The 20,995-nt window shown below is 69.5% G+C and carries 20 protein-coding genes and 1 tRNA gene; 14 read left to right on the forward strand and 7 right to left on the reverse strand.

The window, feature by feature from the left end:
* Window positions 1–41 precede the first annotated feature (41 nt).
* Window positions 42–728 (forward strand): FadR/GntR family transcriptional regulator, encoded by a 687-nt coding sequence (locus C5E07_RS04380; RefSeq protein WP_104298576.1) that lies wholly within the window; start codon window positions 42–44, stop codon window positions 726–728.
* Between the two features lie 11 nt (window positions 729–739).
* Here the strand turns inward: C5E07_RS04380 and C5E07_RS04385 are convergent, their stop codons facing one another.
* Window positions 740–1,480 carry an SOS response-associated peptidase gene (locus tag C5E07_RS04385; RefSeq protein WP_104241563.1) on the reverse strand — a complete coding sequence of 247 codons (741 nt, stop codon included), beginning with the start codon at window positions 1,478–1,480 and terminating at the stop codon, window positions 740–742.
* Between the two features lie 67 nt (window positions 1,481–1,547).
* Between C5E07_RS04385 and hisC the strand changes: the two genes are divergently transcribed.
* Entirely contained in the window at window positions 1,548–2,615 is a 1,068-nt protein-coding gene (hisC, locus tag C5E07_RS04390; RefSeq protein ID WP_104298577.1) for a histidinol-phosphate transaminase, read from the forward strand.
* Window positions 2,612–3,901: an ATP-binding protein gene (locus C5E07_RS04395; RefSeq protein ID WP_104298578.1), complete on the forward strand. Its 1,290-nt coding sequence runs from the start codon at window positions 2,612–2,614 to the stop codon at window positions 3,899–3,901. Before hisC ends, C5E07_RS04395 begins: the two co-directional genes overlap by 4 nt.
* A gap of 171 nt (window positions 3,902–4,072) precedes the next feature.
* Here C5E07_RS04395 and C5E07_RS04400 read toward each other — a convergent pair whose 3' ends face one another.
* Window positions 4,073–4,453: a hypothetical protein gene (locus tag C5E07_RS04400; protein WP_104298579.1), complete on the reverse strand. Its 381-nt coding sequence runs from the start codon at window positions 4,451–4,453 to the stop codon at window positions 4,073–4,075.
* A 147-nt stretch (window positions 4,454–4,600) separates the two neighbouring features.
* On the opposite strand from C5E07_RS04400, the gene C5E07_RS04405 reads away from it, so the two are divergent.
* On the forward strand, window positions 4,601–5,485 hold the full coding sequence (locus tag C5E07_RS04405; RefSeq protein WP_104298580.1) for a carbon-nitrogen hydrolase family protein: 885 nt from the start codon (window positions 4,601–4,603) through the stop codon (window positions 5,483–5,485).
* A gap of 4 nt (window positions 5,486–5,489) precedes the next feature.
* Here C5E07_RS04405 and C5E07_RS04410 read toward each other — a convergent pair whose 3' ends face one another.
* Window positions 5,490–6,695 (reverse strand): aminotransferase class I/II-fold pyridoxal phosphate-dependent enzyme, encoded by a 1,206-nt coding sequence (locus C5E07_RS04410; RefSeq protein ID WP_104298581.1) that lies wholly within the window; start codon window positions 6,693–6,695, stop codon window positions 5,490–5,492.
* Window positions 6,696–6,833: 138 nt separating this feature from the next.
* Here C5E07_RS04410 and C5E07_RS04415 point away from each other — a divergent pair, with 138 nt between their 5' ends.
* Window positions 6,834–8,150, forward strand: a complete 1,317-nt coding sequence (locus C5E07_RS04415; RefSeq protein WP_104298582.1) for a S1C family serine protease — start codon at window positions 6,834–6,836, stop codon at window positions 8,148–8,150.
* Between the two features lie 9 nt (window positions 8,151–8,159).
* On the opposite strand, the gene C5E07_RS04420 is transcribed toward C5E07_RS04415, so the two are convergent.
* A complete protein-coding gene (locus C5E07_RS04420) occupies window positions 8,160–9,056 on the reverse strand; it encodes a hypothetical protein (protein ID WP_104241556.1) in 897 nt (298 codons plus the stop codon).
* A gap of 131 nt (window positions 9,057–9,187) precedes the next feature.
* Between C5E07_RS04420 and C5E07_RS04425 the strand changes: the two genes are divergently transcribed.
* The 3 genes from C5E07_RS04425 to C5E07_RS04435 are packed head-to-tail and all read left to right on the forward strand — an operon-like array spanning window position 9,188 to window position 12,123.
* Window positions 9,188–10,243, forward strand: coding sequence for an ABC transporter ATP-binding protein (locus C5E07_RS04425; RefSeq protein ID WP_308471350.1), 1,056 nt, complete (start codon window positions 9,188–9,190; stop codon window positions 10,241–10,243).
* Window positions 10,219–11,790 carry a hypothetical protein gene (locus C5E07_RS04430; protein WP_104298583.1) on the forward strand — a complete coding sequence of 524 codons (1,572 nt, stop codon included), beginning with the start codon at window positions 10,219–10,221 and terminating at the stop codon, window positions 11,788–11,790. Before C5E07_RS04425 ends, C5E07_RS04430 begins: the two co-directional genes overlap by 25 nt.
* Before the next feature lie 42 nt (window positions 11,791–11,832).
* Complete coding sequence (locus C5E07_RS04435; protein WP_104242105.1) at window positions 11,833–12,123, forward strand: DUF3039 domain-containing protein; 291 nt, start codon at window positions 11,833–11,835, stop codon at window positions 12,121–12,123.
* A gap of 110 nt (window positions 12,124–12,233) precedes the next feature.
* Here C5E07_RS04435 and C5E07_RS04440 read toward each other — a convergent pair whose 3' ends face one another.
* On the reverse strand, window positions 12,234–13,574 hold the full coding sequence (locus C5E07_RS04440) for a nicotinate phosphoribosyltransferase (protein WP_104298584.1): 1,341 nt from the start codon (window positions 13,572–13,574) through the stop codon (window positions 12,234–12,236).
* A 90-nt stretch (window positions 13,575–13,664) separates the two neighbouring features.
* Between C5E07_RS04440 and murI the strand changes: the two genes are divergently transcribed.
* The 3 genes from murI to rdgB are packed head-to-tail and all read left to right on the forward strand — an operon-like array spanning window position 13,665 to window position 15,900.
* Window positions 13,665–14,498, forward strand: a complete 834-nt coding sequence (gene murI / locus C5E07_RS04445; RefSeq protein WP_104298585.1) for a glutamate racemase — start codon at window positions 13,665–13,667, stop codon at window positions 14,496–14,498.
* 50 nt (window positions 14,499–14,548) lie between these two features.
* Window positions 14,549–15,280, forward strand: coding sequence for a ribonuclease PH (gene rph / locus C5E07_RS04450; protein WP_104241552.1), 732 nt, complete (start codon window positions 14,549–14,551; stop codon window positions 15,278–15,280).
* Entirely contained in the window at window positions 15,277–15,900 is a 624-nt protein-coding gene (gene rdgB, locus C5E07_RS04455; RefSeq protein ID WP_104298586.1) for an RdgB/HAM1 family non-canonical purine NTP pyrophosphatase, read from the forward strand. The genes rph and rdgB overlap by 4 nt, the downstream gene beginning before the upstream one ends.
* Window positions 15,901–16,213: 313 nt before the next feature.
* Here rdgB and C5E07_RS04460 read toward each other — a convergent pair whose 3' ends face one another.
* Both C5E07_RS04460 and C5E07_RS04465 read right to left on the reverse strand, forming a co-directional pair.
* Window positions 16,214–17,590: an aspartate aminotransferase family protein gene (locus C5E07_RS04460; protein WP_104298587.1), complete on the reverse strand. Its 1,377-nt coding sequence runs from the start codon at window positions 17,588–17,590 to the stop codon at window positions 16,214–16,216.
* A 155-nt stretch (window positions 17,591–17,745) separates the two neighbouring features.
* Window positions 17,746–17,827: transfer RNA gene (locus C5E07_RS04465), tRNA-Leu, on the reverse strand.
* 123 nt (window positions 17,828–17,950) lie between these two features.
* Between C5E07_RS04465 and C5E07_RS04470 the strand changes: the two genes are divergently transcribed.
* Genes C5E07_RS04470 through C5E07_RS04480 form a run of 3 tightly spaced genes read left to right on the forward strand, consistent with a single transcriptional unit; the run spans window position 17,951 to window position 20,975 of the window.
* A complete protein-coding gene (locus tag C5E07_RS04470; protein ID WP_104298588.1) occupies window positions 17,951–19,180 on the forward strand; it encodes a CpaF family protein in 1,230 nt (409 codons plus the stop codon).
* A complete protein-coding gene (locus C5E07_RS04475; protein WP_104298589.1) occupies window positions 19,177–20,040 on the forward strand; it encodes a type II secretion system F family protein in 864 nt (287 codons plus the stop codon). Before C5E07_RS04470 ends, C5E07_RS04475 begins: the two co-directional genes overlap by 4 nt.
* Window positions 20,037–20,975, forward strand: coding sequence for a type II secretion system F family protein (locus C5E07_RS04480; protein ID WP_104298590.1), 939 nt, complete (start codon window positions 20,037–20,039; stop codon window positions 20,973–20,975). Before C5E07_RS04475 ends, C5E07_RS04480 begins: the two co-directional genes overlap by 4 nt.
* The last annotated feature ends 20 nt before the right edge of the window (window positions 20,976–20,995 follow it).

Below are 20,995 nucleotides of genomic sequence, written 5' to 3' on the forward strand. Positions count from 1 at the left end.
GCCCCGCGCGACGCCCGGGCGAGGGATGGCACGATGTGTGCATGAGCATGACGCGCGCCGAGGAGATCGCCAAGGTCCTGGCCGACCGCATCGTCGAGGGAAGCATCGCCCCCGGCGACCGGCTGCCGAGCGAGGGCGGCCTCGTCGAGGAGTTCGGGGCGAGCCGGAGCGTCGTCCGCGAAGCGCTGCACCGCCTGCAGTCGCGCGGCCTCGTGCGCACGCGTGTGGGATCGGGAAGCTACGCCCTCACCCCTCCCGTCGCGACGACGGGCGACGACTGGCTGGGCGCGCACTCCGAAGCGGAGCGCGCAGAGCTCCATGCCTTCCGAATCGCCGTGGAGGTCGAGGCCGCCGCGCTCGCGGCCCGCTCCCCGTCAGCGCAGGAGATCGCCGAGATCGACGCGGCCCTCGCCTCCCTCGCGAAGGCGAGCCTGCCGAGCGAGACCGTCGACGCGGACTTCGCCTTCCACCGTGCGATCGCCGCCGCGTCCGGCAACCGCTACTTCCTGACAGCCCTCGACCGGATGGGCGCGCGCGCCATCATCCTGCCTCCAGCGCGCATCTCCGACGTGGACCGCAACGCGGCCGAGGCTGCCGCAGTCCTCGCCGAGCACCGGGCTATCGCCGACGCCATCCGCCTCGCCGACCCCGTCGCTGCCGCAGCGGCAGTGCGCACCCACCTCGCGGCGTCCACCGCGCGCCGAGCCGCCCGCGGCACCGGCTCCTGACTCCTCGCTGACTACCCCGGCGTGCTGACGGGGGCCATCAGCTGCGGCCCCGTGCTCGACACCCGACCCACCTCGGGGCCGACCTCGTGCATGGCGAGCGTCGACGCCAGCTCGACACCCGCCTGGCTCGCCTCGTCGAGCAGCCCCTGCGTGCCCACCACCGACTGGTCGAGCCACGCATCCCAGAGCGCGCGCGGCAGCATGAGCGGCATGCGGTCGTGGATGCTCGCCAGCTCACCCGTCGACCCCCGCGTCAGGATCGTCGTCGTCAGCAGCCACCTGGACGGATCATCGCCGGGCTTCGTGGGGTCCGCCCACCAGGAGTACAGGCCAGCGAACGCGATGAGCTCGTCGTCGTGCTCCGGGTGGATGAAGAACGGTGTCTTCGACCCGGACTTCGTGCCGTCTGCCTTCTTGCGCCACTCGTAGTAGCCGACAGCAGGCACGATCGCTCGCCGCTGCTTCACCGGCCCACGGAACGTCGGCTTCTCCAGCACCGTCTCGATGCGCGCATTGAACGCCTTCGACGAGAAGCTCGGATCCTTCGCGAACGGCGGCAGCAGCCCCCACCTCGCACGCTCGACGCGGCGAACCGCGGCCCCACCGCCCTTGGGCTCGGGCTCCACCACCACGGGGACCGGGTCGGTCGGGGGAGTGTTGAACGACGGCTCCGGCAGATCAGCGCCGAGGGCCTCGATATCGAAGAGCGCCTCGACGTGCTCGACTGCTGGGGTGACATAGCGACCGCACATGGCCCAACGCTACGACAGCGCAGCCCACGGCGCGCTGCAAGCTTCGGATTCTCTGTACGCTCAGTGCATGGTCAAGCAGCGCAGCGCCCTCGACAGCATCCCCGCCTACAAGCAGGGTGCCATGCCGAGCACCAGCGACGTCGTCAAGCTCTCCTCCAACGAGAACCCGTTCCCGCCGCTCGCCTCCGTGCGCGCGGCCGTTGCCGAAGAGCTCGAGCGCATCCACCTCTACCCGTCCATGGCGGCACCGGAACTCACCTCGCGCGTCGCGACGCTCCAGGGCGTCGAACCCGAGAACATCGTCTTCGGAGCAGGCTCCGTCGAGGTGGCCACACAGCTCGTCCAAGCCAGCGCGGGACAAGGCGACGAGGTCATGTTCGCCTGGCGCAGCTTCGAGGCGTACCCGATCATCGCGATCGGCGCAGGAGCGACGCCGGTGCAGGTGCCCCTCACCGCCGACGAGCGCCACGACCTCGACGCCATGGTCGACGCCATCACCGACCGCACCGCGATCATCTTCGTCTGCAACCCCAACAACCCCACGGGAGCGACCCTCACCCACGCCGAGGTCCGTGCATTCATCACGCGCGTCCCCAGCGACGTGCTCGTCGTCATCGACGAGGCCTACGAGCACTTCAACCGCGACGCGGAGACCGCCATCGGCATCGACCTCTACCGGGAGTTCCCCAACGTCGCCGTCCTGCACACCTTCTCCAAGGCCTACGGCCTCGCAGGACTCCGCATCGGCTACGCCGTCGCCCAGGCAGACGTCGCAGCCAACCTCCGCAAGGTCTCCGTGCCCTTCGCGGTCTCCGCCCTCGCCCAGACCGCCGCCCTCGCCTCCCTCGACGCCGAAGCCGAGCTCGGCGAGCGAATCGACGACATCGTCAGCGAACGCGCCCGCGTCACCGACGAGCTCCGGGCCCAGGGCTGGAACGTGGGCGAATCCCAGGCGAACTTCGTCTGGCTCAGGCTCGGCGACGACACCGAGCACATCGACGCCGCACTCACCCGCTCCGGCGTGCTCGCCCGAGCCTTCCCCGGCGAAGGCATCCGCATCACCATCGGCTCGCCGGAAGCCAACCGCCGCGCACTCGCCGCGCTCGCGGGAGTCAGACAGGAGGCGACACGATGAGCACCTGGCGCATCCGCGATTTCCAGCCGACGGACATGGACGCGCTGCTCCGTCTCTGGGAGCAGCACCGCCGCTCCGGCACGGAGCCCGTGTACGGCCTCAGCGAGGTCATCGCCTCGACCCGCAAGGACACCGCCGTCGTCGCGGTCGCGGGCGAGAAGATCGTCGGCGTCGCGGTTGCGCGTGCGGCCCACGACCAGGGCTGGATCGTGTTCTTCGGGACCGACGACGAATGGCGCCGCCGCGGAATCGGCGGGGCCCTGCTCGCCTCCCTCGAGCAGCGGATGGCGCAGCACGGGCTGCAGAAGCTCACGATCCTCGTTCCTGACGAGCAGACGCAGGTGGGGGCGCTCACGAAGGCAGGGTTCGCCGACAAACGCCACCTGCGCTACTTCGAACGGGAGATCCGCGTCAAGCAGCAGGAGATGGTGGCCCTTCGCGAGCTCGGCGGCCGCATCCTGCCCTCCGACCGCTGGGACGCGATCGGCGGCATGCAGCACGAGAAGGACGTGCTCGAGCGACGACTCGTGCTGCCGCTCAGCGACCCCGACCTCGCCGAGGAGTACGGCGTCGTGCCGCCTCGCGCGATCGTGCTCTTCGGCCCTCCGGGCACGGGCAAGACGACCTTCGCGAAGGGCATCGCCTCCCGTCTCGGCTGGCCGTTCGTCGAGGTCTTCCCGTCCCGCCTGTCGGCGTCGCCGCGTGGCCTCGCCGGCGAGCTGCGCGAGACGTTCGAGCAGGTCGAGTCGCTCGAGCATGCCGTCGTCTTCATCGACGAGGTCGAGGAGATCGCGTCGCACCGAGGCGGGGAGCCGCCGTCGCCCACGCAGGGCGTCACCAACGAGCTCCTGAAGATCATCCCAGCCTTCCGGGAGAAGCCAGGGCGACTCCTCATCTGCGCCACCAACTTCATCCGCGCCCTGGACCAGGCGTTCCTGCGTCACGGCCGCTTCGACTACGTCATCCCCATCGGGCTGCCGGATGCCGCCGCGCGTCGTGCGATCTGGGAGCGGTACGTGCCCGAGTCGGTGAGCGACTCCGTCGACGTGCCCGCGCTGGTCGAGCAGACGAGCGGATACTCGCCCGCCGACATCGAGTTCGCCGCGCGCCGTGCTTCGCAGGTCGCGCTCGAGCGTGCCGTCGCCGCGCGCAACTCCGGCGACGTGGTGCCGCTCGGCCCCACCACGGACGACTTCCTCGCCGCCATCTCCTCGACGCGCACGACCGTGTCGAGTGAGGTCGAGCGCGAGTTCGAGGAGGACATCTCGGCGATCGCCCGCGTGTAGCGGGGCGCGGCTGTCCAACATCAGTGCAGAACGGCGTCGAAGGCCGCGGTTCCGGCGCCATCGGCCGAATATCGCACCGAAGTTGGACAGCGGCCGGCCGCGGACCGCGCGTTCAAGCGAAGAAGAGGGGCCGGATGCGATGCATCCGGCCCCTCTTCCGTGCAGCTGAGGCTAGGCCTTCTTGGCTGCGCTGTCTTCGTCGTCGGAGGTGATGTCGAAGTCGTCGACCTCGTCATCGCCGGCCGGGTCGAGCTCTGCTTCGACCTCGTCGAGGTCGTCGTCCTCGTCGGAGTCCTCGAGCTCGCTCTCGATCTCGTCGATCCACTCGTCGAGGAGGTCTTCTGCGGCTTCGTCGTCGGAGGCGGACTGCACCTCGAGGGTGCCGTCGCCCCACAGGCGGGAGGAGACGCGGACGTCGTCGGTGTCCTCGACGGCGTCGTGTGCCTCCGACTCGAACTCGTTGGCGATCTTCGCCGCTTCGTCTTCGGATTCGGCTTCGATGACGAGCGCCGAGACGACCTCGTATTTCAAGAGCACGGCGTAGGTAGGCATGGGGCGACTCCTCGTGACTGCGAGCGCACCGCTCGCAGAATGAAGGTACTCGTGACCGAGCGCCCAGACAAGCTGAGGCCGGTGCGTCGCGGATGACACCTTGGTGAAGAGTTTCCCGCGTCCCGGCGCTCGACGTAGGCTCGCGTCATGCCACTCGACGCGCCTGCCCCCCTCGATGCGACCGCCAGTGCACGCGGCGGCGCGGCCAAGCGGTCTCCGCTCGCCGTCGCCGTCGCCCAGTACGCCCCGGGCTCGGATCTCGCGGAGAACGAGCGGCTGCTGCGCGAGAACGTCGCTCTCGCGGCGGACCGCGGGGCCCAGCTGGTCGTCGTGCCCGAGTACGCGAGCTTCTTCCTGCCGGAGCTCGGGCCGGAGCTCGTGCGGAACGCGCAGGACCTCGATGGGCCCTTCGTCTCGCTCATGCGCTCGCTTGCGGCAGAGCACGGCGTGACGATCGTCGCGGGGCTCGTGGCGACGTCGGAGGACCCGCAGCGCTTCGCCAACACGCTGGTCGCCGTCGACGCCACGGGCGAGGTCGTCGCCCAGTACCGCAAGGTGCACCTCTACGACGCGTTCGGGGCGAAGGAGAGCGACTGGGTCGTGGCCGGTGACACGGCCGCGCCGCAGACATTCCTGGTCGGCGGCGTCCGGGTCGGGTTGCAGACCTGCTACGACCTTCGGTTCCCCGAGGTCTCGAGGACCCTCGTGGATGCGGGGGCCGAGCTCATCGCGATCCCCGCGGAATGGGTGCGCGGACCGTTGAAAGAGCATCACTGGACGACCCTGCTCGCGGCCCGCGCCATCGAGAACACGGTCTACTTCGCCGCGGCCGACCATCCAGCCCCCATCGGCGTCGGTCACAGCGCCGTCATCGACCCCAGGGGTGCGACGATCGCGGGCGGGGGCATCGAGGCTGGGCTCTCCATCGGCTGGGTGTCGCTCGAGGTGCTCGACTCGGTTCGCGAGCAGAACCCGGCGCTCGAGCTCCGGAGGTACCGGGTCGTGCCGGTCGAGGCAGCGCCGACGGACTGAGCCGCTACCGGCTGAGCTCGCCCAGCCGGTCGAGCCTGCGCATGCCCTCATCGAGCACCTCGTCGCTCTTGCAGAACGCGAAGCGGACCAGCGAGCGGTAGTCGCCCTGCCGCTCCGGGGTGCACAGCGCGGCGACGGGGATGCCGACCACCCCGATCTCGCGCGGCAGCCGCCGGCACAGCTCGGTCGCATCCGTGTACCCGATGCTCGCCGCGTCGGCGATCGCGAAGTAGCCGGATGCCGGAGTCGCCGTCTCCAGGCCGCGGCTGCGCAGCGCGGTCACGAGCAGGTCGCGCTTGGCCCGGAGGCGCTGGCGTTCCTCGTCGAAACGACGCTCCGGGAGTCTCAGCCCGACAGCGACGGCTGGCTGGAACGGCCCGCTGCCGACGTAGCTGAGGTACTGCTTCACCGCGAGCACGGCCTCGATGAGGGCGGCGGGCCCGGTGACCCAGCCGACTTTCCAGCCGGTCACGCTGAAGGTCTTGCCTGCCGAGCCGATGCTGAGCGTGCGCGACGCCGCCCCCGGGAGGCTGGCGATGGCGACATGCGCCCCGTCGAAGACGAGGTGCTCGTAGACCTCGTCGGTGACGATGATCGCGTCGTGGCGCGCGGCGAGGTCCACGATGAGCTGGAGCGTCTCGCGGGGGAGCACGGCACCCGTCGGGTTGTGCGGCGTGTTGACGATGATGAGGCGGGTCCGGTCGGAGACCGCGCGCCGCAGCTCATCGTGATCTGGCCGGAACGCGGGCCACCTGAGCGGGACGGTCACGAGGCGGGCATCGGCGAGCCGAGCGAGCGCCCCATACGCGTCGTAGTGGGGTTCGAGGACCACGATGTCCTCGCCAGGCTCGACGAGCCCGAGCACCGTCGCGGCGAGTGCCTCGGTGGCGCCGACCGTGACGAGGACTTCCCGGTCGGGGTCGAGCGCGACGCCGCGGAACCGCTGCTGGTGCTCGGCGATCGCGGCGCGCAGATCTGCAGTCCCCCGGGGCGGCGGGTACTGGTTCTCGCCGCGCGCGATCGCCTCGATCGCCGCATCCAGCAGCTCCCGCGGTCCGGCGTAGTCCGGGAAGCCCTGCCCTAGATTCACCGATCCCGTGGTGCGGGCGAGCTCGGTCATCTCGCCGAAGACCGTGCCCTGCAGTTCGCCACTCGGGGAGAGGAGGCCAGCCCCCTGGGCCGCCCGGAGCCATGGTCCGTCTCTGCGCATGCATCCAGTCTGTCACCGGCCGAGTCACGATCGAATCTCGAACCGCGACGTGCCGCCGAAACCAGAGCGATCGCTCCGTCCGCTCCCTAGACTTGCGCCACGGATGCGCCCCGACGCATCGAGAACGTCAGGATCCTCATGCTCGACTCATCACCCGCTGCGGGCGCCGACGCGAACAGCGCGCAGACCCAGTCGAGCGCTGCGCGGGCCGAGGAGCACGGCCGCCACCGAGCCGGGGCCCACCTGCACTCCATCCACGACGATGCGCCCGTGGTCAGCCGGCGCACCGGCCTCCTCGTCGTCGCGGGCATCGCGGTGGTCGCGGCGGTCGTCGGCGGGCTGAGCGGGGCACTCATCACGGCGAATGTGCTCAACCAGCCCAACCAGGACGCCCAGCGTCTCACGCAGCCGCTCGGCTCCCCGAGCGAGCCGACCGCCCCGCTGCCGGGAGAGGCCAGCGCGGCGATCGTCGGGGCGGCCCCGAGCGTGGTCACGCTCACGGTCTCCACGCCCACCCGCACCGAGACGGGGTCTGGCGTCATCTACTCGGGCGACGGCCTGGTCATCACCAACGCCCACGTCGTGACGCTCGACGGCACGGTCTCGGATGCGCAGATCACGGCGACCACCAGCGACGGCCGTGTCTTCACGACCACTCGGGTCGGCTTGGACGTGCTCGCCGACGTCGCCGTGCTGCGGCTGACCGACGCCAGCGGACTCCAGCCCGCCTCCTTCGCCGACTCCGACCAGATCGTGGTCGGCCAGTCCACGATCGTGCTCGGGGCTCCGCTCGGGCTCGCCGGCACCGCGACGACGGGTGTGGTGTCCGCGGTCAACCGCAGCATCGAGATCGCGTCGGCCGCGGTGCCGCCGACGGTCGACGAGAACGCCGCCACCGATTCGCCCCTCAGCTCCACCACCGATCCGGGCAAGAGCATCGTCCAGCTTCCCGTCATCCAGACGGACGCCGCCATCAACCCGGGCAACTCGGGCGGTGCCATGCTGAACGCGAACGGCGAGGTCATCGGCATCAACGTGGCGATCGCGGGCACCAAGTCCGGTGGCCAGGGGCAGGCCGCCTCGAGCGGCAGCATCGGCCTCGGCTTCGCGCTGCCCGCGAACTACGCCGTCCAGATCGCCGCGCAGCTCGCGGCCGGGCAGACGCCGTCGCACGGCGCGCTGGGGGCGACGGTGCGCAACGCGGCGACCGTCGCGACGAGCAGCCAGAGCATCGTGGGCGCCTACGTCGACAGCGTCGTGGAGAACGGCGCCGCCTCGATCGCGGGCCTCAGCAGGGGAGACATCGTCACGTACATCGGCACGGTCCCCGTGTCGAACGCCAACGACCTCATCGCGCACGTCCGCGTCTACGAAGCGGGTGAGGTGGCCACGCTCACCGTCGTCCGCCAGGGCGAGGTGATCGAGGTCGAGGTGTCCCTCGACGCGGCGGCCTAGGCGGACTCCCTAGGAGACCCCGTCGGTCTCCTTGCCCTTGCCACGCGTGAGCGCGAGCGGCACCCGGAAGAAGCTGAACGGCCCGCGCGTCAGCGCCTTGTGGTCGTCGCCGTCGTCCGGCTTGGAGCTGGCGAACTGCGGGTGCAGCTCGATGGGGAAGCTCGCGGGGGCCACACCGAACGCCTCGCGGGACGTGCGCACGACCTCGTTGCTGAGTATCCGGTTGCCGGCACCCCCGATGACGGCGCCGATGCCGAACGGCACGAGCCGCCCGACCGTGCTCGCCGACTGGCGAACGACGAAGCGCTTGAGGAACATCGACTGGATGCGCCCGGACAGCTCGCCGACCATCGCGCGCGGGAGCCGCTTCGTCACGATCTCGCCCCAGAACACCTGCTTCGCCGGGCCCTTGCCGAAGGCCTGACCTGCGAACTGCTGGATGAGGTTCTTGCTGGCCTTGCCGAGCATGAGGGACTGGATGAGGGTCCGCGCGCGCACGGGGTCGGAGATGGGGAGTCCGTGGATCTCGGCGACCGCCTGACCGAAGAGGGAGGTCATCTCGAGGAAGCCGGCGGTCTCGACGCCCGTCACGGCGAGGGACGCCGCCGTGCCGACGCCCGGCACCATCGCGGCGGCGCCAGCTGCGCCCCCGCTCACGGTCGTCGCGTTGAGGTACTGCTGCTCGATCTTCTTGATGAGCTCGCTCGGGGTCGCATCCGGGTACTTTCCGCGGAGGATGCGGATCTGTCGCAGCACGATCGGGCGCTGGATGGCCATGAGCCGGTCGAGCCAGATCTTGTCCTGCTCTCCGGCTGCCGCAGCCTGCTGCTCGTCGCGCGGGGGCAACGGGGCGTAGCTCGCCGCGTCGGCACCTTCGTTGACGCGCGGAGTGCTGGAATCTGACACTGGACCTCCTCGTGATGGCACGGCCGAGCGCGGAGCGCATGGCGACGCGAGCAGTGTATGAGGACACGCCTGGGGGGAGCTTGGAGTCGCAGGGGCGGCGTGGCACGCCGGATCGTTGGTACGGTTGAGCGATGTCTTCGAAGAGCTCAGACGTCGGCGATGGCGCCGCCGACGATGTGAACGAGAGTGCTGCCAGCCCAGACGTACCGGAGGGCGACGCGAGTCGACCCCAGGCGATCATGGTCGAGGCGATCGTCGTCGACGACAGCGTGACCGCTTCATCGCTTGCAGAGGAGGAGGCCGCGGCGCAGGAGTCCGGCCTTCCCGCTGCCGTCAGGAACCCGGTGCTGGGTGCCGCGACGGCAGAGGGCCTCTCGACGATGACGCCCGTCACGCGTGTCACCGAGGCACCCGACCGTGAACTCGGCGACACCGTGCTGTCCGTCACCGGCCTCACGAAGCGCTTCGGTGCGGACGTCGCCGTTAACGACGTCACCTTCGAAGTCCGTCGTGGCTCCTTCACGGGCATCGTCGGACCGAACGGTGCCGGCAAGACGACGACCCTGTCGATGGCGACGGGGCTGCTCAAGCCGACGAGCGGCACCGTCGAGGTGCTCGGCCTCGACGTGTGGAAGAACCCGAAGGCCGCGCATCCCCACATCGGCATCCTCCCGGACCGGCTGCGTCTCTTCGACCAGCTCACGGGCGGACAGCTCCTCTACTACTCGGGACTCCTGCGCGGCCTCTCGCCCACGGACTCGCGGTCGCGAACTGAATCGCTGGTGCACGCCTTCGAGCTCGAATCGGCCGCCAACCGCCTCGTCGTCGACTACTCGGCGGGCATGACGAAGAAGATCTCGCTCGCCGCAGCCCTCATCCACTCGCCGGAGCTGCTGGTGCTCGACGAGCCGTTCGACACGATCGACCCGGTGTCGGCGGGGCAGCTCATCGACATCCTGCTCGAGTACGTGCAGCGCGGGGGAACGGTGCTGCTCTCGAGCCACAGCATGGACCTCGTGCAGCGCGTCTGCGACCACGTCGCCGTCATCGTTCGTGGCGAGCTCCTCGCTTCCGGCACGGTGAGCGAAGTGCGCGGCAGCATCACACTCGAAGAACGCTTCCGCGACCTCGTGCGCGGCACGCCACAGATGGAGGGGCTCGATTGGCTGGACATCTCCTTCAACTGAAGCTGCAGTCGATCCGCAACGGCGCTCGGCGCGACTCGCAGCATCGGGGGGCATGGATCGGCACGCTCCTGCTGTCGATCCTCGCCGCCGTCTTCGCCCTGTTCGCGGTCCTGTCGCTGCTCGACTCCGACATCGAGGCGAAACGCGAGGGGGCCATCATCGCTGGCTCGCTCGTGACCATCGCGACCGGGCTCGTGAGCGTGTTCGTGACGCCGATCGCCGCGATCGATCCGCGCTCGCTCGCCGTCATGGGCTTCTCGCCCCGGCGGTCGGCCTGGCTGGCGCTCGGCACGGCGTTCGTCAGCGTGCCGTCGTTCGCGATCACGATCGTCCTGCTGGCAGGGCTCCTGCTCTGGACCGGCGACTCGACAGGCCTGCTCGTCGCCATCGTCGGCGCCGCGCTGGTCCTCGCGACGCTCGTCGTGCTGTCGCGCCTCGCTGGCCTCGTCGGTGAGGACCTGCGGGCCAGGCGGCTCGTGAGCGACGCCCGCGCAGCGCTTGTCCTCGTGCTCCTGCTCCTCGCGTCGCCCATCGTGTTCGTCGCGGTGTCCGTCGACTGGCAGCTGGGTGAGCACGAAGCCGTCAGCGCCGCGCTCGAGGTGCTCTCGCTCTCTCCCATCGCGGCCCCGTGGGCGGCAGCGGCGAGTGCGACAGGCGGAGACCTGCAGCTCGCCTTCGGGCAGCTCGGCATCGGTGCGGTCACGCTCGTCGTGCTGCTCGTGCTCTGGCAGGTCGTCGCCGGCCGAGTCGCCTCCGCTGCGCTCGGCGGCGACGAGACCGAGCTCGTCGATCTCGGCGCGTTCGGCGCCTTCGGCCGCTCGCCTGCGCTTGTCGTTGCGGCGCGGACGGTCACGTACTGGATGCGCGACCCGCGGTACGTCGTCGTCAACGTGTCGATCATCCTCATCCCGCTGCTCGCCCTGATCCCGCTGGCGGTCGTCGGCGTAGAGCCGCGGCACCTGGCGCTCCTTCCCTTGCCGCTGCTGGCGTTCTTCATCGGGTGGACCCTCCACAACGACCTCGCCTTCGACGGCTCTGCGGTGTGGATGCACGTGACGAGCGGCATGTCCGGGCTCTCCGACCGCTTCGGTCGCGCCCTCCCGACGCTCGTCTTCGGCACGGTGGTCGTCGTTCTCGGCGCACTCGTGACCTGGCTCATCGTGGGCGAGTGGGGCACGATCCTCGCCCTCGTCGGCCTGTCGCTCGGCTTGCTCTTCGCGGCGACGGGCTTCTCGAGCATCGGCAGCGTGCTGCACCCGTATCCGGTGGCGCGACCGGGCGACTCGCCGTTCAGCCAGCCCGTGCGGTCTTGGGGATCCGGCGTGTTCTGGCACCCCACGACCGGCTTCATCGCGATCCTCCTCATGGGCCCGTCCGTCTACGCGGGCCTCGTCGCCCTCAACGGCGGCGAGTCCTGGTGGAACTTCGTCGCCCTCGGCTGGGGTGTCGTGGTGGGGCTCATCGTCCTCATCGTGGGCTTAAACGCGGGCGCCAGGCAGTTCGAGCGCCGCTCCAGCGAGATCATGGCGTTCGCGCAGAGCGCGTAGCCATCCGGTAGGGCCCGCGGTTTGCGTTCTAAGATGATCGGCATGACGTTCTCCAGCACCCCAACGGGCCCCGGCGGGCCAGACGAGACCGGCGGCGGCACGGCGATCCTCGATCGCGAGCTCGAGCAGCTCCTCAACGAGGAGCAGACCGACGACCCGGGCGACCACGACAAGTTCTCGCACTACGTGCGCAAGGAGAAGATCCTCGAGTCGGCGGTGACGGGCAAGCCGGTGCGCGCGCTATGCGGCAAGAAGTGGCTGCCGAACAGCAACCCCGACCGCTTCCCCGTCTGCCCGAACTGCAAGGCGGTGTACGACAAGATGAAGGGCTGAGCCGCGCATCCACCGGATGCACGAGGCTCACCCGCACGCGCGACGGCCGCGAACCCGAGATGGGTTCGCGGCCGTTGTGCTGTCCGGCGTCGAGGCGCCGGGTGGGGCTGTCAGACCCAGACGGTCTCGCGGCCGTCCTGCTCGACGAAGACCGTCGGGAGGGCGGCCTCGCCCGCGTGGAGGCGGAGCGCGCCGATCGGCAGCTCGTCGATGGCGGTGCGGTGGTGCTCTCGGGCGCTCTGCACGCCAGCCTGGCCCGTGTACTCCTCGTTGATGACACCGTCGACGACGAGGTCGACGAGCAGCGAGCGGTCGCTCTTGTCGGAGACGGGGGGAGCGCCGATGCCGACGACCTCGGCCTCGGCGATCCCGTGCTCGTCGCGGCGGCGGACGGGGAACTTCTCGCCGCCCACGCTGACCTTGCCCGTGGAACGCTTGGCGACCGACACCCACTCGCCGTCCTCGCCGCGGCGGGCGACGAGCTTGTAGACCATGCCGGAGGCGACGGAGCCCGAGCCAGTGACGACGCTCGTGCCGACGCCGAACGAGTCGACGGGGCTCGCACCGAGTCCCGCGATGGCGAACTCGTCGAGGTCGTTCGTGACCGTGATGCTGGTCGCGGTGTTGCCGAGCTCGTCGAGCTGCGCGCGCACCTCCGCGACGAGCGTCGGCAGGTCGCCGGAGTCGAGGCGCACGCCGCCCAGCTCTCGGCCGGCGACCTCGACCGCGAGGCGCACGCCCTCGCGAACGTCGTACGTGTCGACGAGCAGCGTCGTGCCGGCACCGAGGGTGGCGACCTGCGAGGCGAACGCCTCGCGCTCGGAGTCGTGCAGCAGGGTGAACGAGTGCGCGGCGGTTCCCATCGTCGGCACACCCCAGCTGCGTCCGGCCTCCAGGTTGCTCGTGGCCTTGAATCCGGCGATGTAGGCGGCGCGGGCCGCCGCGACCGCCGAGCGCTCACCGGTGCGGCGCGAGCCCATCTCGGCAAGCGGTCGGCCTCGGGCGACGGAGACCATGCGCGCGGCGGCGGAGGCGACCGCGCAGTCGTAGTTGTAGATGCTCAGCAGGAGCGTCTCGAGGATGACGCCCTCGGCGAAGGTCGAGCGAACCTCGAGGATGGGGGAGCCGGGGAAGTAGATCTCGCCCTCGCGGTAGCCGCGGATGGTGCCAGAGAAGCGGTAGTCCGCGAGCCAGTCGAGGGTCTTGGGGGAGACGATCGAGTGCTCGCGGAGGTGCGCCAGCTCGGCGTCCCCGAAGCGGAATTCGCGCAGCAGCTCGAGCGCGCGCCCGACTCCCGCCACGACTCCGTAGCGGCGCCCGCTCGGCAGGCGCCTCCCGAAGAGCTCGAAGACGCTGTCACGATCGGCGGTGCCGGCGTTGACCGCGGCATCGATCATCGTGAACTCGTACTGGTCGGTGAGGAAGCCGGTAGACGGCCGTTCGGAAGTCACCGCCCCAGCCTAGGCGCAGCCGCGGGGCGCGCAAGGGTGCTCGGCGTGCGCATCCGCCCCAACTGATGCCTGGGAGTAGACTCGGCACTCATGAGCGAGGCACCGATCGGCGTATTTGACTCTGGTGTCGGCGGGCTGACGGTCGCGAGGGAGATCCGGGCGCAGCTGCCGGGGGAGTCGCTTCTCTACGTCGGAGACACCGAGCACACGCCGTATGGCCCGAAGCCGATCGCCGACGTCAGGCGTCTGTCGCTCGCGGTCCTCGACGAGCTCGTCGAGCAGGACGTCAAGATGCTCGTCATCGCCTGCAACACCGCGTCTGCCGCGGTGCTGCGGGATGCGCGTGAACGCTACGACGTGCCGGTCGTGGAGGTCATCGCGCCGGCCGTGCGAGCTGCCGTGAGCGCGACGCACAACAACCGCATCGGGGTGCTCTGCACCGAGGCGACCCTGTCGTCACGTGCGTACGACGACGCTTTCGCGGCGGCCCCCCACCTCGAGATCTTCTCGCAGGCCTGCCCGCTGTTCGTGGAGTACGTGGAGCGAGGCGACACGACGAGCCCAGAGCTGGTGCAGCACGCCGAGGAGTATCTGGCGCCCATCAAGGCGGCCGGCGTCGACACCGTCGTCCTCGGCTGCACGCACTATCCGTTCCTGAAGGGCGTGCTCGGCTACGTGCTCGGCCCGGACGTCCGCCTCGTCTCGAGCGACGTGGAGACGGCGCAGGACGTGTACCGCGTGCTCGCCTCGAACGGCCTCCTCAACGCCAGCGGGCGAGCCCCGCAGTACTCCTACCGGGCGACGGGCGAGAACACGGAGGCGTTCGTGAACCTCGCCGGTCGCTTCCTCGGCCCCGACGTGCGCCACGTGGAGCGACTCATGACGGAGGCCATCAACCTGCCGCCGTCGATGCGCCGCACCTGACGAGCCGCGCCCCGATTTCCAGCACCGCATCCGACCCCTTGGAGGGACCAATGACCGAAGCACGCGCAGACGGCCGCACCCACGACCAGCTTCGCCCCGTGACGATCGAGAAGGGCTGGAGCGAGCAAGCCGAGGGCTCTGCCCTCATCTCGTTCGGGAAGACGAAGGTGCTGTGCACCGCCTCGTTCACGCCCGGCGTGCCACGCTGGCTCAAGGGGCAGGGCAAGGGATGGGTCACGGCCGAGTACGCGATGCTCCCGCGCGCCACGAACGACCGCAACAGCCGTGAGTCCGTGAAGGGCAAGATCGGCGGCCGCACGCACGAGATCTCCCGCCTCGTCGGCCGCTCGCTGCGCGCGGCCGTCGACATGTCGGCGCTCGGCGAGAACACGATCGTCATCGACTGCGACGTGCTGCAGGCCGACGGCGGCACGCGCACCGCCGCGATCACGGGCGCCTACGTGGCGCTGGCCCAGTCGATCGAGTGGGCGAAGGCCAACAAGCACGTGCCGGCGAAGGCGAACGTGCTGACGCGCTCGGTTGCCGCGATCTCGGTGGGCATTGTCGACGGCGTCCCGCTGCTCGACCTGGCCTACGTCGAGGACGTCCGCGCCGGCACGGACATGAACGTCGTCGCGACGGGCGACGGCAAGCTCATCGAGGTGCAGGGCACCGCCGAGGGCGCGCCGTTCGACCGCGAGGAGCTCGACCGTCTCCTCGATATCGCCCTCGCGGGCACGGCGACGCTCACGGAGCTGCAGAACGAGGCGCTCAAGGCATGAGCGAGCCGGTCCGGGTTGTCCTCGCCTCCCACAACGCGCACAAGCTGATCGAGCTGCGACGCATCCTGGGCGCGCAGCTCGACGGCATCGAGCTCGTCGCCTACGACGGCCCCGAGCCGCGCGAGACCGGTCTCAGCTTCGAGAGCAACGCGCTCCTCAAGGCACGCGCCGCGGCAGAGCACACGGGGCTCCCGGCGCTGGCCGACGATTCGGGCATCTCGGTGGACGTGCTCGGCGGCTCGCCCGGCATCTTCTCCGCCCGCTGGTCGGGGCCCGCGAAGGACGCGAAGGAGAACCTCGAGCTGCTGCTGTGGCAGCTGAGCGACGTGTCGCATCCGAACCGCGCGGCGCAGTTCGTCGCGGCAGCCGCGCTGGTCGTGCCGGCGTCTGCCTCGGCGACGGGCGAGGAGCTGAGCGAGGCCGTGCTCGGCGTGTGGCCCGGCCGCATCCTCGAGCAGCGGAGCGGGGACCACGGGTTCGGCTACGACCCCATCTTCCAGCCCGACGGCGCCGAAGGCTCAGCCGCTGACCTCACGGACGCCGAGAAGGACGCCTCGAGCCACCGCCGCCGCGCGTTCGACGCGCTCGCGCCGAAGCTGCGCGCGGCCCTCGGCCTGTAGCCCCGCGAACCGCTTCGGGATGGGTTCCTCGTTTCCGGATGGAAAGCAACCCATCCGGAAGCGCGAAAGCCATCCCGCGAGGCTGAGTTTTTCGCGTCCCGGGTCCATCACGCGACCGCGTCCGCGTGCCGGACTCGCACGTGCATCACGCCCTGAGCTCCCCGCCGACGACCGTGGTCTTTCCGCCCAGCGAACGGCTTCGGGATGGGTTCCTCGCTTCCGGATGGAAAGCAACCCATCCGGAAGCGTGAAAGCCATCCCGAGGTTGAGGAGCGGGGCGAGACTTGGCGTGCGGAGCCTCGAGCCGACCGCGTTAGAGGAGTGAGCTGGCCTCGGTGAGCACGCCGCGCAGTGTCTGCTCGATCTCGTCGAATTCTGCCTGCCCGATGGTGAGGGGCGGGGCGAGCTGGATGACGGGGTCGCCTCGGTCGTCGGCGCGGCAGTAGAGGCCCGCGTCGAAGAGTGCCTTGGAGAGGAAGCCGCGCAGGAGGCGCTCGGATTCCTCGTCGTTGAAGGTCTCGCGGGTGTCCTTGTCCTTGACGAGCTCGATGCCGAAGAAGTACCCGTCGCCGCGGACGTCGCCGACGATGGGGATGTCGAGGAGCTTCTCGAGAGCCGCGCGGAAGTGCGGCGAGTTCTCCTTGACGTTCTGCGTGAGGCGTTCCTCCTCGAAGATGTTCAGGTTCTCGAGGGCGACGGCGGCGGAGACGGGGTGCCCGCCGAAGGTGTAGCCGTGCGAGAACGACGTCTGGCCGTGCTTGAAAGGCTCGTAGATGCGGTCGCTCACGATGGTGGCGCCGATCGGGGAGTAGCCGCTGGTCATGCCCTTGGCGCAGGTGATCATGTCGGGCTGGATGTCGTACGTGGTGGATGCGAACATGTCGCCGATGCGGCCGAATCCGGTGATCACCTCGTCGGCGACGAGCAGCACGTCGTACTTCGTGCAGATCTCGCGCACGCGCTGGAAGTAGCCGGGGGGAGGCGTGAAGCAGCCGCCGGAGTTCTGGACAGGCTCGAGGAACACCGCCGCGACGGTCTCTGGTCCTTCGAAGAGGATCATCTCCTCGATGCGGTTCGCGGCCCACTGGCCGAACTCGACGAGGTTGTCGCCGTGCTCGGGAGCGCGGTAGAAGTTCGTGTTCGGCACGCGGAAGCCGCCGGGGGTGAGCGGTTCGAACATCGCCTTCATCGCGGGGATGCCCGTGATGGCGAGGGCGCCCTGCGGCGTGCCGTGGTAGGCCACCGAGCGGGAGATGACCTTGTGCTTGGTGGGCTGTCCCTGCAGCTTCCAGTAGTACTTGGCGAGCTTGAAGGCGGTCTCGACGGCTTCGCCGCCGCCCGTGGAGAAGAAGACGCGGTTGAGGTCGCCTGGCGCGTAGTCGGCGAGGCGGTCGGCGAGTTCGATGGCGTTCGGGTGGGCGTACGACCAGATGGGGAAGAACGCGAGCTCCGCGGCCTGCTTGGCGGCGGTCTCGGCGAGGCGCTGGCGGCCGTGGCCAGCGTTGACGACGAAGAGGCCGGAGAGGCCGTCGAAGTACTTGTTGCCCTTCGAATCCCAGATGTGGTGCCCGTCGCCCTTGACGATGATCGGCACCCCGGCGCCGTCTTCCATCACGGACTGGCGCGAGAAGTGCATCCAGAGGTGATCTTTGGCTTTCTGCTGCAGGTCTGCTTCGTTGAATTCGGTCATCGTCGATGCTCCTTCTCAGTGCTGATACTGGAACCGTACCCGTTGGTCGGGAGCGCCGGAACAGACAGACTGTCGAGTCGGAGGAGCTTCAAGCGCCTGAGTCGCGCTCGCACGCAGGCGGGCAGCTGGACGCAGGGAACCGAGATCAAGGACAGTGCGGAAGGCGGGACTTGAACCCGCACGCTCGAAAGCACAGGAACCTAAATCCTGCGTGTCTGCCAATTTCACCACTCCCGCAAGCACGAGCGAACCCGTGTGCTGAGGCCAGTCTATGGCGGCGCTGCAGCGCCGAGAAGCCGCGACGCGCAAGGCCTGTGGATAACTCCTGCGGCGTTTTCGAGTCTTGGGCATGCTGTCGCCGTGAGCATCGCGGTAAGCACTATCACTGACCGAATCCGTCGTCGTGTCCTGTTGGAGGGCATCGACCTTGGGGGCGATCGCGCGCGGGCAGCCGACATCGCGCGCGAGGAGGTGCGGGGGTACGCGGAGGAAGCGCTGGGCTCGTCGCTGCCGTTGGTCCACGATGAGGAGTCCACGACACGTGAGGTGCTGGCCCGGGTGACCGGCTTCGGTGCGCTTCAGCCCTACCTCGACGATCCGGAGATCGAGGAGATCTGGATCAACGCACCCAGCCGGGTCTTCATCGCTCGAGGCGGGGTGCCCGAGCTCACGTCGACGGTCGTCCCGGAGACTGACCTGCGCGATCTCATCGAGCGGATGCTCCAGTCGAGCGGCAGGCGAGTCGACCTGTCCTCGCCATTCGTGGATGCCTCGCTCCCGAACGGCGAGCGGCTGCACGTGGCCGTGCCCGAGGTGACCAGGCGCTATCCGTCCGTGAATATCCGCAAGTTCTCGCGCCGCATCCGAGACCTCTCCCACCTCGTCGAGCGGGAGGCGCTGACCGCGCAGGCGGCGGAGTTCTTGCAGCTCGCGGTCCTCGCCGGCTGCAACATCCTCGTCTCGGGCGCGACCCACACCGGCAAGACCACCATGATCAACGCGCTCCTCTCCTCGGTGCGCAGCGAAGAACGCATCGTCACCGTCGAGGAGACCTTCGAACTCGATCTCGTCGCCCGCGACGTCGTCGCGCTGCAATGCCGACAGGCGAGCCTCGAGGGCACCGGTGAGATCACGTTGCGCCGCCTCATCAAGGAAGCCCTGCGCATGAGACCCGACTGGCTCGTGGTCGGCGAAGTGCGGGAAGCGGAGAGCCTCGACCTCCTGATCGCCCTCAACAGCGGAATGCCCGGAATCTCCAGCATCCACGCGAACACCGCGAGGGATGCGCTCGTCAAGCTCTCCACCTTGCCGCTCCTTGCGGGACGCAACATCGACAGCGCGTTCGTGGTGCCCACCGTGGCCAGCTGCATCGACCTCGTCGTGCACCTCGAGATGACCGCATCGGGAACACGACACGTGGGGGAGATCCTCGCCCCGACCGGTACGGTGACCGGTCAGGTCATCGAGGCGGCCACCCTCTTCAACCGTGGACGCGCGCAACTCGAATCGACCGGATCCCCTCCGCCGCGAACCGCGAAGTTCGAGGCGCACGGCTTGGATGCGGCGCGTGTCCTCCGGCGGTCCCTGTGACCGTTCTGCTGGCGCTGGTGATGGGGGCGGGAGTCTCGAGCGTCGTGAGCGCGAGGCTGTGGCCGCAGAGCAGCGAGCGACGCGACCGACGCCTGTCCAAGGTTGCCGACTTCGAGGCGGATCTCAGGCGGGCCGGGTTCGAGCGGGTGCCCATCGGCGTGTTCGCGGGTGCTGCCTTCGCGCTCGGGCTCGCGTTGGGTGCCGTGGCGCTCGCTCTCACGGGGGTGGTTGCTGTTGCCCTCATCGCTCTTGTCGGTGGCTCGGCGGCCCCGGTCACGATCGTGCGGGTGCGGTCCGTGCAGCGGCGGAACCGGAACCGGCTCGTGTGGCCGGACGTGGTCGATCACCTGGTGGCGTCCATCCGTTCCGGGGTGGCCCTGCCCGAGGGGGTCGCGGGGCTGGCCGAATCGGGGCCGGCGGTGCTGCGAGAGGACTTCGCCGCCTATACCCGCCAGTACCGCCTGACGGGCAGCTTCCGGGTGGCTCTCGACGAGCTGAAGGAGCGACTCGCCGACCCGACCGCAGACCGCATCCTCGAGACGCTTCGCATGTCCAGAGACGTCGGCGGATCAGAACTCCCCACGGTGCTCAAGAGCCTCGGCAGCTACCTGCGAGAAGAGCAGGCCGTGCGCCACGAAGTCGAGGCCAAGCAGTCCTGGGTCATGAACGCCGCCAAGCTCGGCTCGGCCGCACCCTGGATCGTCCTGCTCATGCTGGGAACCAGGCCCGAGGCGGCGAGCGCCTTCAACAGCTTCGAGGGCGCGATCGTGATCCTCATCGGCCTGGGCGTGACCGTGGCCGCCTACCTGCTCATGCTCCGCATCGCGAAGCTCAAAGACGACCGCAGGTGGTTCGCATGAACGAGACTCTCGGCTGGGCCGTGCTCTGCGGCCTCGGCCTCGGAATCGGCCTCTGGACACTGCTCGCCGCCGTCCCGCGTCTCTCCAAGCCGAACCTCGCGGAGCGTCTCGCCCCGCACCTCTTGGACATCTCGGCGGCGGCGCGAGCCGACGTGCAGAAGACCGCGAGCGACCCGCTCCCTATCCTCGGAACACTCGCCGCTCCATTCGCCGCGAGAGGCAGAGCCCTCCTCGATGAAGTGCTCGGCGGCAGCGACCGCATCACTGCGCAGCTGCGCCAATCGGGCTCCACGACGCAGCTCGAACGGTTCCGAGCCGAACAGCTCACCTGGGGACTCGTTGCGGCTGGCCTGGGCCTGAGTGTCGGCCTCTTGCTCGGCGCGACCCGCGGAATCCCGGTCCTCGCCCAGATCCTCCTGCCTCTCCTCCTCGGCTGTGTCGGCATCTTCCTCCGAGACCGGGCCCTCGGCCGCGCCGCGCAGCGCCGTCACCGACGCATCGCCAGCGAGTTCCCCACCGTCGTCGAGTTCCTCTCCCTCAGCCTCTCGGCAGGTGAGGGCATCTTCGACAGCCTGAAGCGCGTCGCCAGCGTGAGCACCGGCGAGCTCGCGAAGGAGTTCGCGCGAGTCGTCCACCACGTCAACACCGGCGTCTCGCTGTCCGATGCGCTCCACGAGATGACCAGGGGCGTCCGCTACCTGCCGCTCGACCGCTGCGTCGAGCACATGATCTCCGCACTCGAACGTGGGGCGCCGCTCGTCGAAGTGCTCCGCGCGCAAGCGAGCGACGCACGGGAACTCGGCAAACGCGACCTCCTGGAATCCGCTGGCCGGAAGGAAGTGCAGATGCTCGTTCCGCTCATCTTCCTCATCCTCCCCACGACCATCCTGTTCGCCCTCTACCCCGCCGTCTTCGTGCTCCGCACGAGCTTCTGACCGCCACCCGAAAGGCACAC

Origin of the sequence: Pseudoclavibacter sp. RFBJ3, from assembly GCF_002931375.1 — a bacterium.
Classification (GTDB): domain Bacteria; phylum Actinomycetota; class Actinomycetes; order Actinomycetales; family Microbacteriaceae; genus Pseudoclavibacter.